Source organism: Geminicoccaceae bacterium (assembly GCA_020638465.1).
In the GTDB taxonomy this organism is placed as follows: Bacteria; Pseudomonadota; Alphaproteobacteria; order Geminicoccales; family Geminicoccaceae; genus JAGREO01.
The window spans coordinates 1,760,101-1,776,364 of the sequence record JACKIM010000001.1 but is presented as its reverse complement, the minus strand read 5'-3'; the positions used below and the strand labels follow the sequence as shown (position 1 = coordinate 1,776,364).

General features: G+C 60.0%; 16 protein-coding genes and 1 tRNA gene. 8 read left to right on the top strand and 9 right to left on the bottom strand.

Features of this window, described 5'->3' with window-relative positions:
• Positions 1–65: 65 nt before the first annotated feature.
• Together H6851_08475 and H6851_08470 are read left to right on the top strand one after the other, a co-directional pair.
• Positions 66–1,316, top strand: a complete 1,251-nt coding sequence (locus H6851_08475) for an aconitase X catalytic domain-containing protein (GenBank protein ID MCB9943636.1) — start codon at positions 66–68, stop codon at positions 1,314–1,316.
• A complete protein-coding gene (locus tag H6851_08470; GenBank protein MCB9943635.1) occupies positions 1,313–1,720 on the top strand; it encodes a DUF126 domain-containing protein in 408 nt (135 codons plus the stop codon). Before H6851_08475 ends, H6851_08470 begins: the two co-directional genes overlap by 4 nt.
• 297 nt (positions 1,721–2,017) lie before the next feature.
• Here the strand turns inward: H6851_08470 and H6851_08465 are convergent, their stop codons facing one another.
• Entirely contained in the window at positions 2,018–2,407 is a 390-nt protein-coding gene (locus H6851_08465; protein ID MCB9943634.1) for a histidine triad nucleotide-binding protein, read from the bottom strand.
• Positions 2,408–2,505: 98 nt separating this feature from the next.
• On the opposite strand from H6851_08465, the gene gshB reads away from it, so the two are divergent.
• Positions 2,506–3,477 (top strand): glutathione synthase, encoded by a 972-nt coding sequence (gene gshB, locus H6851_08460; GenBank protein MCB9943633.1) that lies wholly within the window; start codon positions 2,506–2,508, stop codon positions 3,475–3,477.
• 19 nt (positions 3,478–3,496) lie between these two features.
• Here the strand turns inward: gshB and H6851_08455 are convergent, their stop codons facing one another.
• From H6851_08455 to H6851_08445, 3 genes are all read right to left on the bottom strand, one after another.
• Positions 3,497–3,871, bottom strand: coding sequence for a hypothetical protein (locus H6851_08455; protein ID MCB9943632.1), 375 nt, complete (start codon positions 3,869–3,871; stop codon positions 3,497–3,499).
• A 29-nt stretch (positions 3,872–3,900) separates the two neighbouring features.
• Entirely contained in the window at positions 3,901–4,605 is a 705-nt protein-coding gene (locus H6851_08450; GenBank protein MCB9943631.1) for an HAD family hydrolase, read from the bottom strand.
• Positions 4,606–4,793: 188 nt separating this feature from the next.
• A complete protein-coding gene (locus H6851_08445; GenBank protein MCB9943630.1) occupies positions 4,794–5,582 on the bottom strand; it encodes a hypothetical protein in 789 nt (262 codons plus the stop codon).
• Between the two features lie 337 nt (positions 5,583–5,919).
• Here H6851_08445 and H6851_08440 point away from each other — a divergent pair, with 337 nt between their 5' ends.
• A complete protein-coding gene (locus tag H6851_08440) occupies positions 5,920–6,621 on the top strand; it encodes a corrinoid protein (GenBank protein ID MCB9943629.1) in 702 nt (233 codons plus the stop codon).
• A gap of 102 nt (positions 6,622–6,723) precedes the next feature.
• On the opposite strand, the gene H6851_08435 is transcribed toward H6851_08440, so the two are convergent.
• Positions 6,724–7,254: a peptidylprolyl isomerase gene (locus H6851_08435; protein MCB9943628.1), complete on the bottom strand. Its 531-nt coding sequence runs from the start codon at positions 7,252–7,254 to the stop codon at positions 6,724–6,726.
• Between the two features lie 355 nt (positions 7,255–7,609).
• On the opposite strand from H6851_08435, the gene H6851_08430 reads away from it, so the two are divergent.
• Positions 7,610–9,196: a peptide chain release factor 3 gene (locus tag H6851_08430; protein ID MCB9943627.1), complete on the top strand. Its 1,587-nt coding sequence runs from the start codon at positions 7,610–7,612 to the stop codon at positions 9,194–9,196.
• Positions 9,197–9,454: 258 nt separating this feature from the next.
• Positions 9,455–9,530, top strand: a tRNA-Phe gene (locus H6851_08425).
• Positions 9,531–9,536: 6 nt separating this feature from the next.
• Here H6851_08425 and H6851_08420 read toward each other — a convergent pair.
• The 4 genes from H6851_08420 to H6851_08405 all read right to left on the bottom strand — a co-directional run bounded on the left by H6851_08420 (position 9,537) and on the right by H6851_08405 (position 14,097).
• On the bottom strand, positions 9,537–10,304 hold the full coding sequence (locus H6851_08420) for an IS1595 family transposase (GenBank protein ID MCB9943626.1): 768 nt from the start codon (positions 10,302–10,304) through the stop codon (positions 9,537–9,539).
• A 782-nt stretch (positions 10,305–11,086) separates the two neighbouring features.
• Positions 11,087–11,854 (bottom strand): ABC transporter ATP-binding protein, encoded by a 768-nt coding sequence (locus H6851_08415; GenBank protein MCB9943625.1) that lies wholly within the window; start codon positions 11,852–11,854, stop codon positions 11,087–11,089.
• Positions 11,851–12,864 (bottom strand): ABC transporter substrate-binding protein, encoded by a 1,014-nt coding sequence (locus tag H6851_08410; protein MCB9943624.1) that lies wholly within the window; start codon positions 12,862–12,864, stop codon positions 11,851–11,853. Before H6851_08410 ends, H6851_08415 begins: the two co-directional genes overlap by 4 nt.
• Positions 12,865–12,912: 48 nt before the next feature.
• Entirely contained in the window at positions 12,913–14,097 is a 1,185-nt protein-coding gene (locus tag H6851_08405) for an MFS transporter (protein MCB9943623.1), read from the bottom strand.
• A 215-nt stretch (positions 14,098–14,312) separates the two neighbouring features.
• Between H6851_08405 and H6851_08400 the strand changes: the two genes are divergently transcribed.
• On the top strand, positions 14,313–15,104 hold the full coding sequence (locus H6851_08400; GenBank protein MCB9943622.1) for a hypothetical protein: 792 nt from the start codon (positions 14,313–14,315) through the stop codon (positions 15,102–15,104).
• Positions 15,105–15,238: 134 nt separating this feature from the next.
• On the top strand, positions 15,239–16,225 hold the full coding sequence (locus tag H6851_08395) for a phosphotransferase (protein ID MCB9943621.1): 987 nt from the start codon (positions 15,239–15,241) through the stop codon (positions 16,223–16,225).
• Positions 16,226–16,264 lie beyond the last annotated feature (39 nt).

Sequence of the window (16,264 nt, the reverse complement as noted above, 5' to 3'; positions counted from 1 at the left end):
CCCGGGCTTGACTTCAACCGCCAGCACTCTGAAATGGGCGGGTATCCGAAGGGGGGAGGACGGGTATGCAACTGAATGATCTCGAAAAGCGCATGATCGACGGCGAATTCGGGGAACCCCGGCGACTGGCACTCGAACAACAGGTGACAGTGGGCCGGTTCTTCGACGCCAGCGATTTCGTGCCGGTCACCCAGGCCCATGTCATGGCCGATGGCGAGGCGGTGGGCGAAGCCGGCGTTCAGATGCTGGAACGTTGCGCCGCGGCATCGCCCGGACATCGCAAAGTCATGATCCCGACGATCACCGATCCGCGCGGTGTCGATCCGTCGGCGTGCAGCTGGCTTGACCAGCCGGAACACGCGCCCGAGCGGGAGGGCCGTATCGTCCGCGCGTTCGAAGCCATGGGCGTGCTGCTCACCAACACCTGCATCAATTATCAGGTCGTGATTCCACCGACGCGTGGCGAACATCTCGCTATGGGGGATACGGGTTCGACGATCTACTGCAACGGCGTATTGGGTGCGCGCTCTAACTTCGAGGGCGGCGTCGCGGCATTCTGGGCCGGGCTAACCGGGCGGGTGCCGCGCTACGGGATGCACCTTTCGCAACGACGGCTGGCCACGCGACACTTCCGGCTGGAAGAAGGTTTCCGTCTGGAGGACCTTGCTGACTGGGGAGCGCTTGGCGGTCTTATTGGCCGCAGGATGCGCAACTACTTCGAAGTGCCGCTGATATCCGGCGCGGGCCCTACCCCCGGATCCGATGCGCTCAAGCATTTCGGTGCGGCGCTGGCCAGCTATGGATCGACACCGATGTTCCATATCGAGGGCATCACGCCCGATGCCGCGACCCTCGATCAGGCGACCGGCGGGCGGCCAGTCGAGGCCGAACATCTGCGCCGGTCCGACCTTGACGCCTTCTATGACAGTTTTCGCAAGGACGGCGATCATGTTGATGTGGTGGTATTCGCCGCCCCGCAACTTTCGCTCTACGAAATGCAACTCGTCGCCGGACTGCTTGAGGGCCGCAAGGTCAAAGAGCATGTCGCCGTCCTGCTCACCGCGCCACCCGAAGTCGTTCGTGCGGCTGAACGCATGGGGCTGCGGGCAGTGATCGAGGCCGCAGGTGCGCGGATCCTCGAAGGGGTATGCTTTTACCAGATGTATGCTCGTGAAATGGGCGAAATGATGGGCTGGAAACGGCTTCTGACCAATTCGGCGAAGCTCGCCAACATCATCCAGGGCTATGGCTACGAGCCGGTGCTGCAACCCACGACCCGTTGTATCGAGGCGGCGATTGCCGGGAGGCTCGCATGACGGAGATCCGCTGCCATCCCGGCATGGGTGCACCGTTGAAGGCCCGCGCCCTGGTCGCCAGCGACGGCTTTTCCGCCCGATACGATCTCGATCGCCTCAAGGGGACCTTCTCGCGACCGACCCACAAGCTCTACGGCGAGAACTATGTCGGCCGCATCCTCGTTCTCGACCAGGCCAAGGGCGGTGTCGCCACCGCGTGGATGTTCCACGAGATGCAGGCACGCGGCATGGCTCCCGCCGCCCTGCTGCTCAATCACGCGAATCCGGTCATGGCCCAGGGCGCGGCTTTCGGCGGAATCGTCCTGATGGACAGGTTCGAAGGTGATATCACCTCATTGATCGCCAATCACACCATGCTGGAACTCCTGCCCGAAGAGGGAATTGTCCGGATTCTGGAAGAATAACCGGCCGGGATTGCCGGGCGGCAAAGCGACACTGCTCCTCACAATGTCCGTTCCGCCCACGAAGCACATTGACCGTGGGCGGGATCGCCACCTAAGGATGAACCGTCGTCAACGCAGACCGAGGTTTCGTGCCCATGCGCATTCTGGCCATAGTCCTAGCCGTTTCCGTTCTCGGCCTTTCCGCCTGCAGCCTGCAGCTGCCGGCAGGCAACGACGTCAAGGAGCCGTTCTTCGCCAGCACCTACAAACACAAGGACTGATCGGCCGTCCTCTGCTTCATGATGGTGGAAGCAGCGTTCATCCGGGCTGCCTGATCATGCCGCCCAGCGGGCGGCCACCGAACAGGTGGACGTGGAAATGCGGCACCTCCTGGTTGGCGTTGCGGCCATGGTTGGCCAGCATCCGGTAGCCATCCGCCTCGATCTCCAGCATGGACGCCACCTTGCCGACTGCCCGGAAGAATCCGGCCACCTGGGCGTCGTCCGCTCCGGCTGAAAAGTCCGCCATCGACACGTAGGGCGCCTTGGGGATGACCAGCACATGCACGGGAGCCTGCGGCTGGATATCGTGGAAGGCGAGCGCATACTCGTCCTCATAGACCTTCTTGCAGGGGATCTCGCCACGCAGGATGCGGGCAAAGATGTTGCTGTCATCATATGAGGGAAGATTGCCCGAACGACTGGTCATGAGCCTCTCCATGAATGGGAACGTCAATCAGCCTTGCTCTTGTCAAGCGGCCGGTCGCCTGTCAAATGCTGCTCGTCGATTTCCGCAGGGAGCACCCGATGTCGCTTGCCGTAGCCATTCAGATGGATCCGCTCGAAAGCATCAATATCGATGCCGACAGTACCTTCGTCCTGGCCCTGGAAGCACAGCAGCGCGGTCATGGACTGTATCACTATCTGCCGCAGGACCTGAGCTACCGGGAGGGGGGGGTCGTCGCCAGGGCGCGCCCGTTCGAGGTTCGTCGCGAAAAGGGCAGTCACTTCACCGCCGGCACGCCGGAAGCCATTGACCTGGCGACGATAGATGTCGTTCTGATGCGACAGGATCCGCCCTTCAACCTTGCCTATATCACGGCTACCCACCTGCTCGAACGCATTCATCCGCAGACGCTCGTCGTCAACGATCCGGCATCGGTACGCAACGCACCTGAAAAGCTGTTCGTCACGCAGTTCCCGGACTTCATGCCCCCCACACTGATCACTTATGACACCGATGAGGTGCGCGCATTCCGCAAGGAACACGGCGATATCATCGTCAAACCGCTCTACGGCAACGGAGGTGCAGGAATCTTTCTGCTGAAGCGCGACGATCCCAATCTCGCCAGCCTGATGGAAACGTTCCGGGGCTTCCTCAACGAACCCTTGATGATCCAGCGCTACATCCCCGAGATCCGCAAGGGCGACAAGCGCATCATTCTCGTGGACGGCAAGGCGGCGGGTGGTGTCAATCGCGTGCCGGCGGCATCCGAGACCCGCGCCAATCTTCATGTCGGCGGTCGCGCGGAAAAAACCGCGCTCACGCGGCGTGAAATGGAAATCTGCGAGGCACTGGGACCGACGCTGTCCGAGAAAGGACTGATCTTCGTCGGCATCGACGTGATTGGCGACTACCTTACCGAGATCAATGTCACCTCGCCGACCGGTCTGCAGGAGATCGGCCGCTTCGATGGCACCTCACTCGAAGCCATGATCTGGGATGCCATTGAAGCGCGTGTGAACGCGACTTCCAGCACCGCCCGCCTACCCGTCTGAGTGGCGGAAGCCGACGCATTCACGGATCGACAACCGCCGCCGGCATGCTGCGAGGGGCAGAGATGCCGCTGCACCCTGCCAGCACGACACTCGCGGGCAGATCGCGATAGGCTCCGAAGGCGCCCTTGTCCTCAATGGCGGCGACAAATCCCGGGTTATTAGCCTCGACGACCCACAGGCTGCTCGTCGAGCCAACGGGACGGATCGGCAGACCACCAGCGTCGACAATCTTGCGGAAGACTTCGTCGTGGTCCGCACCGGGCCAGAAGGCCACGAGCATCTTGCCGCTCTCGCCGGGAGGCAGTCTGGCCGCCGAGAGTATGGGAATCATGAGAACGATCCAGGCGGCAACAATGAATGCGAACAGCCAACCGGCCAGCCTCAGCATGGGCATCGGCGAGGATTTCGCATGTTGGGTCATACTCACAATAGCGTCTCGACCTCCATGACACTGGCGAGGACATGATCGGCAAGCGGAGCCAGCACGTCACGCCCCGCGCCCCCCGTGAGCACCGCAACTGCGAGCGCGCAACCCGCATTTCGAGCCATGTGCAGATCGGCATGGGTGTCGCCCACGACCATCACCTGTGCCGGGTCGACCCCGACGGCCGAACAGAACGCCTGCGCCATACCCGGACCCGGCTTTTCGCCGTAACCGCTATCGGCACCGGCAATGAACCGAACGTGCCGGTCGATACCCAGTGCTGCCGCCGTGGACCGCCCCTTCGTCTCGCTGTCCATGGTTGCAATTCCGAGAACCAGTCCAGATGCTTCCAGCCGGTTGAACAATACCGGAAGATCACCGGTTGCCTGTGGCGGATATCGTTCGCTGTCGGAAAAGTGACGCTGGATCCGCTGTGCCGTATCATCGATGCCCGCAAGCTCCGGGCTTTCCGCCCACCTCGCAGCGATCTCGCGATTGGTCGCCCACAATAACGGGCTCTCCGGCGTAAACCGGTCACTCACCTCGTCATAGCCACTGCGCAGCAGCAGCAGGCAGCCTAGTCCGGCACGACCCGATAATTCCTCCAGTTCGGCCGCAGCTCCGCGATAGGCGGCAAGCCAAGTCGAACGGAAATCGATGAGCGTTCCGTCCTTGTCAAACAATATGGCCCTGATCGCCGACACGCCACCCACAACTCCAGCCCGCATCGACCACCGGCAACCCCATATCTGTCCTGCAGACACCCGGCGGTCAGCTTTGTCTCTTCCACGATGACATCATGTATCAGGCATTTTACGTTCGACTGTCATCGGAAATTCCATCCAGGCCGATGTTTTGCCGCATTTTCCTTCTCGCGGGGTTTCCTGCCTCGTCATGGAGTATTCCGGTGCCGATCATGACAACCGGAGGCGAATTTCCATCGAGACTTTCCGATGGCTGGCACGTGCGCTGCCGCGAGCGTCTGGAACCACTTTGACGGATTGACGAGCCCGCTGGCGGGCAACAGCCCGCTCGCGTGCCGTCCACTGTCAAGCTGGTCGGCCAGCAGCCAGACGGCAAACGCCGCCGACAGCAGTTCGCCGGTCATCTCCAGCAGGACCAGCGAACCCCTCCCGCCACTGATCAACGGCTTGACGAAGCCACCCAATGTATCGGTCAAACCGGACCCGACCGCCAAGGCCAGCAGGATCAATAAAAAACGCTTCACGAGAACGAGTTCGCTGCGCTCACCGGAGAACTGCATGGCGAGCATGGCCGGGGCCGCGGCGAGAAGGCCGATCATGACATACACCCCGAGTTTACCCAGTCTGTGCACGAGATCACCGGTCAGGCCCACATGCATCAGATGGACGTTGAGCGCCGCCTCGACAGCGTAATGCAGACCGGACAGTTCGATAACGGCAAGGGCGCTCATTGACAGGGCAATCAGACCCGCCGGCAAGGATCGCCACAGGCCCAGGCAACAAAGGGAGAGAAGGCCCGCAAGCCCCAACTCCAACGCGAAAGCCCACTGTGCAAGATCTCGCACCGACACGCTCAACCCGCGTGCCCGGTCCCACCAGCCAGCCATCATCGCCAACCGAAGAAAAATGAATGAGGCGATGATGAGCATATTAACCGACAGAACTGCGCACGCGAGCCATACGGCCCGCGTGCGCACCCCTACGGCATCCGAAGGTGCCGAGACAACCGACAAGGCTTTTCCCTTTCTATCGACCGTAACAGTCTAGCATAGGGATCGTTAACAAGAATTGAAGGCGCTGCCATTTTTCATTGATCAAGGAAAATAAACCTGTATGATTATGAGGTGCCAATTGCCCGTGTCGCTTTCGCGTTCCGTGAGGTCGTGACGCCGAAAGCAGCGCAACCTGCCGAAGAGTAGATCGAAAGCCGGGTAGAATGCGGTTCGATCTGACGGCTGGCACTGCTACCGTGGGCATGGAACAAGCCTGAAGAACGCTTCAGGATGAACGCAAGGGTTTTTCGGGAGCTGACAGATGAGCGATGACGAAGGTGATCTCGACCTGCGCGAGCTTGATGACGACGAACTGGTCAAGCAGATCCAGGATGACCTCTATGACGGCCTCAAGGACGAAGTCTGCGAGGGCGTGGAGATCCTCCTGGAGCGTGGCTGGGAGCCCTACAATGTCCTGACCGAAGCCCTCGTCGGAGGCATGACCATTGTCGGCGTCGACTTCCGTGACGGCATCCTGTTCGTGCCCGAGGTGCTGCTCGCTGCCAATGCGATGAAGGGTGGCATGGCCATCCTTCGCCCGCTGCTGGCCGAGACCGGTGCCCCGCCGGTGGGCAAAATGGTCATCGGCACCGTCAAGGGCGATATCCATGACATCGGCAAGAATCTCGTGTCGATGATGATGGAGGGCGCAGGCTTCGATGTGATCGACCTCGGGATCAATTGCGACGTCGACAAGTACCTGGCTGCCCTTGAGGAACACAAGCCGGACATTTTCGGCATGTCGGCACTGCTCACGACAACCATGCCATACATGAAAGTCGTGATCGACACGATGGTCGAACAGGGCATCCGCAACGACTACACCGTACTTGTCGGCGGAGCTCCCCTCAACGAGCAGTTTGCGGAAGCGGTCGGCGCCGATTCCTATTGCCGGGATGCGGCTGTGGCCGTCGAGACCGCAAAGTCGATCATGGCCCGCAAGCACAACCAGCGCAGCGCCTGAAGCTTTCCGGACCAGAAGGGATCAAGGGCCCGGTCACGACAGATCGGGGCCCTTTTTCCGGCTCGGGACCGTTCAGGCCAGTCCGCCTGAACGGGAGTCTCTCTAGTCGACGTCGGCGGCGACGCTGACCTTGTTCATCTTGTCGGGATGGGCTGGCGGTTCCCCTTTTGCAATCTTGTCGACGGCATCCATGCCATCGATCACCTGTCCCCAGATGGTGTACTGGCCATTGAGGTGGGGTGCAGGCGCAAACATGATGAAGAACTGGCTGTTGGCGCTGTTCGGATTCTGGGTGCGCGCCATGCCGATTGTACCGCGCTCGAACTTTGCCGTCCGGCTGAACTCGGCACGCAGATCGGGCTTGTCCGAACCGCCGGTTCCGGTTCCGGTGGGATCGCCGGTCTGGGCCATGAATCCGGGGATCACGCGGTGGAACACCACACCGTCATAGAACCCCTCACGTGCCAGTTCCTTGATGCGGGCAACATGGTTCGGCGCCAGATCCGGCATCATCATGACCGTGATCCGGCCGTGGTCGGTGTCGATGTAAAGTGTATTTTCAGGATCGGCAGCGTTGGCTGAACTCGTCATGGCGAAAAACAGGGCTCCAAGAAAGGCGAGAGTACGCAGCATCGAGCGATCTCACACATAAGGGTTGTACGGAAATCACTCGCAACGAGCGATCCGGAGTGAGCGACGGCCGCAGTCGAAACAGACTGTGGCTCACGGGTCAAGGAAGGAATGAGACGCATTGCACGGTTCGTCAAAGGCGACCGACAACCTCAAGCCTGCCCCTCCCGAGCGCGATCGATGCAGAAAGATCATTGCGGACGACCCCGCCCGCTGTCGGTATCAAGGTCTTGCGAAGTTCCTCCGGCAGGCCAAGATATTGGATCGGGCAAGCATGGTTGACCAGTCGTGCCGGCGGCGCTACCGCCCTCCTGCGTCTTGAACTGGTTCGCGCAACCAAACTGGAGCATCCGATTCCGTGGCCGAACAGCTTACCACCGGCGAAGCGGCGTCTCGTCGCCGTACGTTCGCGATCATTTCGCATCCTGACGCCGGCAAGACCACGCTCACTGAAAAACTCCTGCTTATGGGCGGAGCCATCCATCTGGCCGGTGAGGTGCGGGCACGCGGCGAGCGTCGCCGCACGCAATCCGACTGGATGGAGATCGAACAGAAACGCGGCATTTCGGTTTCGACCTCGGTCATGACCTTCGACTATCGCGGTTGTACCTTCAACCTGCTCGATACGCCCGGCCATGAGGATTTTTCCGAGGATACCTATCGAACGCTGACGGCTGTCGACAGTGCCGTGATGGTGATTGACGCGGCCAAGGGCATCGAGGCCCAGACGCTCAAACTGTTCGAAGTATGTCGACTTCGCGATATTCCCATCATGACATTCGTCAACAAAATGGACAGAGAAGCCCGCGATCCCCTCGAAGTGCTTGACGAGATTTCCGACAAGCTTGCGCTGGATGTCTCGCCCGCGAACTGGCCGATCGGCATGGGGCAGAATTTTCGTGGAGTGATGGAGTTGGGCAGCGACCGGGTGATCCTGCTCGACGAGAGCAAGGGAGCCATTGCCGAAGACATCGTAAGTCGCACGAGCAATCATCTGGCGACACGGGTTTCACAAAAACAGATGAGTGAAACCGAGGGAGAGCTCGAACTCGTGCGCGGTGCCCTGCCCGGGATGGATCTCGAATCCTACCTTGAGGGACATCTCACGCCGGTCTTCTTTGGCAGCGCCCTCAAGACCTTCGGGGTGCGCAGCCTCCTCGACGGGCTGGTCGACCATGCACCACCGCCTCGCCCGCAGCCGAGCATCGAACGCACGATCCACCCCGACGAAGATGAGGTGAGCGGCTTCGTCTTCAAGGTCCAGGCCAACATGGACCCCAAGCACCGGGACCGGGTCGCCTTCGTGCGCCTGTGCTCCGGCCGGTTCGAGCGTGGCATGAAGCTGAAGATGGTCCGTCATGGAAAGACCATCTCGGTCTCCAACCCCATCATGTTTTTCGCCCATGACCGGGGGCTTGCCGAGGAAGCATGGCCGGGCGACATCATCGGTGTCCCCAATCACGGCCAACTTCGTGTCGGCGACGCTCTGACAAGTGGCGAGGATCTGCGTTTTACCGGTATTCCCAGCTTCGCACCGGAAATTCTCATGCGCGTGCGGCTGGGCGATCCGATGCGGGCCAAGCACCTGAAAAAGGCCCTGGAAGACATGGCTGAAGAGGGCGTCACGCAGGTTTTCCGACCACGCATCGGCGCCGACTGGATCGTCGGCGTGGTGGGGCAACTTCAGCTTGATGTGCTCAAGACACGGCTGGCGGCAGAATACAACCTGCCGATCGACCTTGAATCCGCTCCTTTTGTCACGGCGAGATGGTGTGACGCCGACGACCATTCCGAACTGACGAAATTCGAGCAACAGAAGAAGGCCAGCCTCGCCGATGATCGCGATGGCAACCCCGTCTTCATGGCGAGAAATCACTGGGATCTTGGCCGCGCCCAGGACGATTTCCCGAAGATCAGGTTCACGGCAGTGCGCGAGAGGGCCTGAGTCTACCGCCCAAAAAACAAGAACAACCAATTCGTGTGTGCCCGAATAATTCATGAAGGTCCTGCGTTCATCTCGTCCGGTCAAGTTTGACGTTGGCGCCGTTGGCGCGGATGTCCGGGGTTCTTGAGGTTGCCTGGATGGACCTGATGAACCGGGACCAGCCCACCGGAATATCGCTTTCACGCAAATATGAGCACCTTGCGTCTGAAGCGTCTGGACTCCAGGCCAAGCTCCCGATATATCGCTCTCACTTTATTTGCCTAGGTAGCTCAGTTGGTAGAGCAGCGGACTGAAAATCCGCGTGTCGGTGGTTCGAATCCGCCCCTGGGCACCATCATTTTCAATGATTTAGCTGATTCACCTGAAATCCATTGCACCAGTGTTGCACCAAACTGTGAAAGAGGGGCGCAACAATTTGGCTGTGAGTTGGTCCCCGTTCTTCAGACAGCTCGACGGCGTCAATGGCATCCGCACTGTGGTCAGTCAGAACCGCCGTGCGTGTCGATCCGGTGCGGTCGCGGGCGACCAGCACAGGTACCTGCTCGTCGCTCAAGCCGCGCTTGCGGGCCGGTGTGGCGCGTCTTTTGGGCGGTCGCGGCGGCGGATCAGCCTGCTTTCGCCAGCACCGCGACCCCTTGAACGAACGCCGGAAGAAGGTCTCGTCGGCTTCGACGATACCCGAAAGCGCCTCGGCATCGGCCACGCCCGCCCGAAGAAAGCGATGCCGCCAGCGAAAGCTCGTCGCCACCGCCACCCGGCAGATCTTCGCTGCCTTGCGAACAGTGTCACTTCGGGAAAGACAGGCGGTGAAGCTCAACCATTGCGCCTTCCTGCGCAGGCGCGCCAGCGGTGTGCCGGTCAGCGCGTTGAACGTCCGGCCGCAGGTCGCACACCGAAAACGCCGCAACCCGTGACTCCTGCCCCACGGCCGCGAACCTTCCGCCCGGCAATGCGGGCAGGCCGGCTCCGGGCCAAGGCGAGCTTCCAGAAGCTCGATCACCACCGCCTCGTCCCCGCCACCGGCAAGCGCCGCTTCGAGCCGTTGTTTCTGCTCAACGTCAAGGCGAGCAACCATCGAAAGAAATAGTTCGAATTCCTCATTGCGCATCAGTCGGTTCTCCCAAATTCATGGAGAACATAGCATGAACAACAGCTAATGGGAACTGAGCCTAAAAATATGAATCTTAAGAATGCGTCAGTGCACTAATGGGAACTGAGCCGTCATGAAAAACCTTTAAAGCCTTGCGATGGCGAACTTGAGCGAAAGTGCATACAACATTTTCATACTGACCATTTTGGAATACAATGACATTGATCCTGAGAAGCGCCGGTATGCTGTCGGATTACTTATTGGATAGTATGTATCTGGCGGATCTTCCGATCAGGAAAAATATTGCCGCGATGACTGCCAACAGTACCACTTCGCCTTTCAATATCCGAACAAAGCTATAGTAAGCATCTTGGTGGGCAAGCTGCCTTGAATGGCCTCTAGCCCTATCAAAAACGCTCATATTCTTGGTATGCTCATTCGAATAATCGTGAACGTCTGTATAGTATAACACATGAGGCCAAAATTCTATTATAGAAAATAAAAATGCCATTATAGATAATATTAACAATATTCCAGAAGCACCTAAGCAAGCCCAATATATAACATTTCCGATACGTGAAATCATTACTTTTCTCAACCTCTGTGAAAGTCGTGGAGTTTTCGGATCCCCTATCGGGGACTCTAAATCTGGTCAACCTCCGACGCCCGCCGTTCAAGTTGCTGTAAACTTGTGAAGTTCCTTCTTGATCCGTTTACCGGCATTTCACCCGCGATATCGCCACCGTCGCATCAAACCCCACCAACAGCAACTGCCCCCATGCTTTGCGGTGCCCTCCAATCTAATCGCCCATTGCCTCGCGCAGGGCCTTCGATACCAGCCGGCAGTGGCGGTTGTAGGTTTCCGATGTCCTGAAGGCTTCGTCACGGGGATAAGGTGCGTCGATGTCGAGTTCGGCGGTCATGCGGCCCGGACGTGCAGCCATCACCGCAACGCGCGAGGAGAGATAGACAGATTCATAGACCGAGTGGGTAACGAATACGACGGTCAGATTCTGCCGTTGCCACAGGTTCAAAAGATCGTTGTTCAGCCTGAGTCGGGTAATTTCATCGAGTGCCGCAAAAGGTTCGTCCATCAGCAGCAGCTTCGGCCTGGTGACCAGGGCACGGGCAATGGAGACGCGCATTTTCATGCCGCCCGAAAGCTCGCGCGGGAAGGCCCGTTCAAAGCCCGACAGGCCGACCATCGCCAGCGCTTCGAGCAATTCCGGTTCGACGCTGCGGCGGCCTTGGCCCCGGATGCGCAGCGGGAGATAGACATTGTCGAGCACGGTCGCCCACGGCATCAATGTCGGCTCCTGGAACACGAAGCCGACCCTGTCACCTGCACTGCCATCGTCTGGCCACACGATCCGGCCGCCACTGGGAGCACCAAGCCCCGCAACAAGCCTGAGTGCGGTGCTCTTTCCGCAGCCCGAAGGTCCCAGGAGGGAGAGAAACTCGTGGCGGCCGACCGCGAGATCGAGGCCGGCCAGTGCTGTCGTACCGTTGGAGAACGTCTTGGCAACCTGTTCCAGGCGGACGACGGAATTGCCGCGACCGGTGATCAATGCCCCAGGAGCTTCTTCTTCTGTTCGAGACCGACCCCCTTGTTGACGAACTTCAGGGTATAGCCGGACATGTAGTCGAGATCGGCGGGATAGACCCCCCAGCTGACGGCCTTGTCGAAGAAGCTTTTCCAGCGCTCGTCGGTCATCGCTCCGATGCCCATCTCCAGGCTGTCGCCGCTGTCGACGATACCGTGCTCCTTCATGGCCGCGATCGAATAGGCGATCTGCTCGTCGGTCATGTCCGGATTGTCGGCCTTGATGAGCTTGTTGCCAGGCGACGGGTCGCCATAGAGGTACGAGATCCACCCCTCGATGGAAGCATCGATGAACGCCTGCACGACATCGGGCTCGCCATCGATGAGCGCGTTCTGGGCGACGATGGTCGTGGAATAGGTGTCATAGCCGGCGTCGGCCATGACCAGCAGCCCCGGCTTCCAGCCCGCCTGCTGTTCCACCGCGAACGGCTCCGAGGTAATGTAGCCCTGCTGCGCGCTGTCCGGATCGGCGATGAACGGCGCAGGGTTGAAGGTGTAGGGCTTGATCTGGTCTTCCGACAGGCCGAATTCCTGTTGCATCCACAAGAAGAAGGTCAGCCTGCCGTCATTGCCGATCAATAGCGTCTTGTCCTTGAGATCCTCGAAACTGTCGATCCCCGCATCCGGATGGACCAGCAGAACCTGCGGCTCCTTCTGGAAGAAGGCCGCGACGGTCGTTACCGGTACGCCGCCCTGCGTGAAGTTGAACTGTCCGAACAGATTGCCGCCCATGTAGAAATCGAGTTTGCCCGCGGCGACGAGAGCCGCATGGTTCACCTGCGGGCCACCCTGGCGAATCGTGACGTGGAGGCCGTGGCGTTCGTAGATGCCCTCCGCCACCGCCTGATAGAAGCCGCCATGTTCCGCCTCCGCCTTCCAGTTCGTGCCGAAGACGATATCCTCGGTGGCATGGGCGGCGACCGGTCCGGCAAGCAGGGCGGCGAATGCGACCATACCCTTGATCCGAATGTCCATGGCTTCCTCCGTCGGTGGATTTTCAGCGCTGATAGGCGCGAACTCCGCCTAGCGCAAGATTGGCGGCGTCCGTCGCTGCCAGTCGAGCAACATCACGAGGCACAAGGTCGCCACGGTCAACATGCAAAATGCCCATAGCAGGATTGCGCCATCGGCAAGCCACGTGATGACGGCTGCCAGCAGGCTGGCGACCGTCGCACTGAAAAAGCCGCTGAAGGAGGCGGTGAAACCCGCAATGTCGCCATGTGGATCGAGAACGAGGCTGATGGAATTGGCGAACACCACCAGATAGGATGTATTGAACGCCAGCATGCACAGGCACAGGCTCCACGGCGTGGAATATCCGGCGAGATCGATCAATGCGATCATCGCCGAACTGCCGCACAGCACCGATGCACCGATGGTCGACGCCGCAACCGTCCCGAGTCGCCGTATGAGCTGCCGGTTGGCGAACTGTCCGGCGACGATGCCGGTCGACGAGAAACCGAACAGCAACACGAAAGCCAACGGCGTGGTCCCCAGCGTTTCCACGAACATCCGCTGGGAATTGGTGAGGTAGGACAACAGCGCGGTCATCGCCAGCGCACTGAACAGCACGAACCGCCGTGACTGCGGATGCCGCAGCACCCGCACCGACCTGCGTATCAGGGCTGCCGGCGACAACGCATCGGGCACCGGCATCTGCAATGTCTCGCGCGACATCAGCGCCAGGGTGGTCAGGATGACCGCCAGCCCCAGCAGCGCAATGAACGCTCCCTGCCAGTGACCGCTTGCCGTCACCACATATCCCACCAGGGGAGCGATGATGGGACCGATGGCGAAGATCGCCGAAATCATCGCCATGTTCTGCGCGAGTTCGCTGCCAGCCGATCCGTCACGCACGATGGCCCGGGCGATCACCTGCACCGCACCGCCGCCGAGTCCCTGGACCAGCCGGCCGGCCAGCAACCACCCGGACGACGACGCACCGAGACACATCACCGTCCCTGCCAGATACAGCAGCAGCGCCGCCAGTACCGTCATGCGCCGCCCGAACCGGTCCGAGGCCGGCCCGAACATGAGCTGTCCCGCGCCCACACCGATCATGTAGGTCGGCACCGCCATCTGCACCGTCTCCATGGAGGTCGCGAATGCGTCGCGCATCAACCCCATGGCCGGCAGGATCATATCGGTCGAGAACGCCGAAATGGCCATGAGCAGGCCGCAATAGACCATCATGAAACGCTGGTTCATCACCGCCCCGTCTCCTCCCCACAACCGGCGCCAATCCTTACCCCGAAAACAACGTCCCGCGAAACCCCGTTCGCCCGGTGGGAAAATGATGGTGGCGACGATGCCGGCCCACCTGAAGTGTCCGGCGGCATCTTGTCGACAATCTGAGTTAGTCGGTCGCGTTCCTGTACCCGACCGTTCGGCGTAACCTTGCGAAGAACGGTCGGGAGATAAGCATGAAAGTGGCTGTATTGGGCTGCGCAACCGGTCTCTACCGGAGCCTGCGGGCGGCCGGGATCGAGGTGATCGCTCTCGCCCGCGACGAACAGGAGACCCGACAGTTCGAAAAGGCGGGAGTGGCGACGGTCCCGGCCATGGTCGATTATTTCGAGGTCATTGAACATCCGCGCTCCTATGTCCTCGATATCGAACTGGGACAAGCCGTCGACAACTGCATCGACAGCACCTACGTCCACATGGAGCCAGGTGATATTGTGCTCGATCCTTCGGGTAGTTATTGGTGCGATACCATGCGCCGCTACCGCAGGATGCGCCACCGTTCGATATTTTACATCGATATTGCCTGGATTGAACGACATGGTCGATCAAGACTGCTGGTCTCGGGAGACGACCGGGCTGTCGAACGTGCCGGGCCCATCCTCGAACGCTGCGCAGGCGATGGCGGTTTCGTGCATGTGGGCGGTGCCGGGCTTGCCCATTTCATACTCATGATCGAGGAGGCTGCGGCCAATGCCGAGGTGCAGGCCCGCAGCGAGGCGGCACAGATGCTGGAAGCCTGGCCATCAGTCTCCGATGAGGCTGCCGTCAAGGACCTCTTCCCGTTGATGGAACGGCGCTGGACGGGACGGGCCGCCTGGCAATTGGACGATGCGGTGCACCTTGAGGCTGCGACCCCCCTGCTGGCTCAGGCGATGATGCTCAATCTCACCGAAGCGCTCGACGACCATGCATCCGCTCCTCCGGCTCCGAGAGTTGGCGGTTTCCAGCATCCTGAAGAAATTCTCTAGTGCATCGATCCAGACAGATCATACTGATCTGACTGGATAAATTGATGCAAAAACAAGAAACTGGTACTCGGGTGAATGAACGAAGTGAATGCGTCTGAGCACTAGTCCCCGACAACTGCCTATCGATGGATGTCATGGCGTTCGATTCCGTTCTCGGCCATGTTGAAATGCTGGCCAACCATGCCCTGTCGCTGTGGGACCTTCCACCGGAGTCGACCACGCGACTCATCAACGTTTCTGAAAATGTCACCTTCCTGGTCGAGGCTGGTTCGCAGCGATGGGTCCTGCGCGTCCACCGCGAGGGATATCACACGAAAAGAGCCATAGAATGCGAACTGGCATGGTCCGGCGCGCTGCGGACCGAGGGAACCGTCGCCACGCCGGCCTTCATTCCGGGAAAGGATGGCGAAGCCATCCAGCAGGCCGGTATCGACGGACTGGCGCACCCCCGCTTCATGGTTCTGTTCGAACATGTCGACGGACTGCAACCAAGTGAAGACCAGGAACTTGCGGCGGCATTCCACTCGCTTGGCGAAATTGCAGCCCGCACCCATCTCCACAGCATGAGTTGGCGCAGGCCGCAATTGTTCGAACGCCTGAAGTGGAACCTTGACACCATATTCGGTGAATATCCCACGTGGGGGAACTGGCGTGACGGTCCCGGGGTGACAGGCACGATCCGTGTCATTCTCGAACGGGTCGAGGAAACAGTCATCGGCCGCCTGCGCCGCTTCGGCGAACGCAGCGACCGTTACGGCCTGATTCATGCCGACATGCGGCTGGCCAATCTCCTGATCGACGGAGAAACAACCCATCTCATTGATTTCGACGACTGTGGCTTTGGTTGGTTCCTGTACGATTTCGCGGCAGCGATCAGTTTCATGGAGGACAGTCCGCAAGTTCCCGCGCTCCGGCAGGCATGGGCCGACGGCTATCGCCGCCTGAGACCTCTGCCGATCAACGAAGAACGTGAAATGGAGACATTCGTCATGTTGCGCCGCCTCGCCCTCCTGGGCTGGATCGGCAGCCACATGGAAGCGCCGGAACCTCAGGCCCTGGCACCCGAATTTGCCAGAATTTCCGCGGAACTCGGCGAAAATTACCTGACAAGGTTCACTTGAGGGCATTTCATGGTTCCAGCCTGCCCGCAGATATCATCA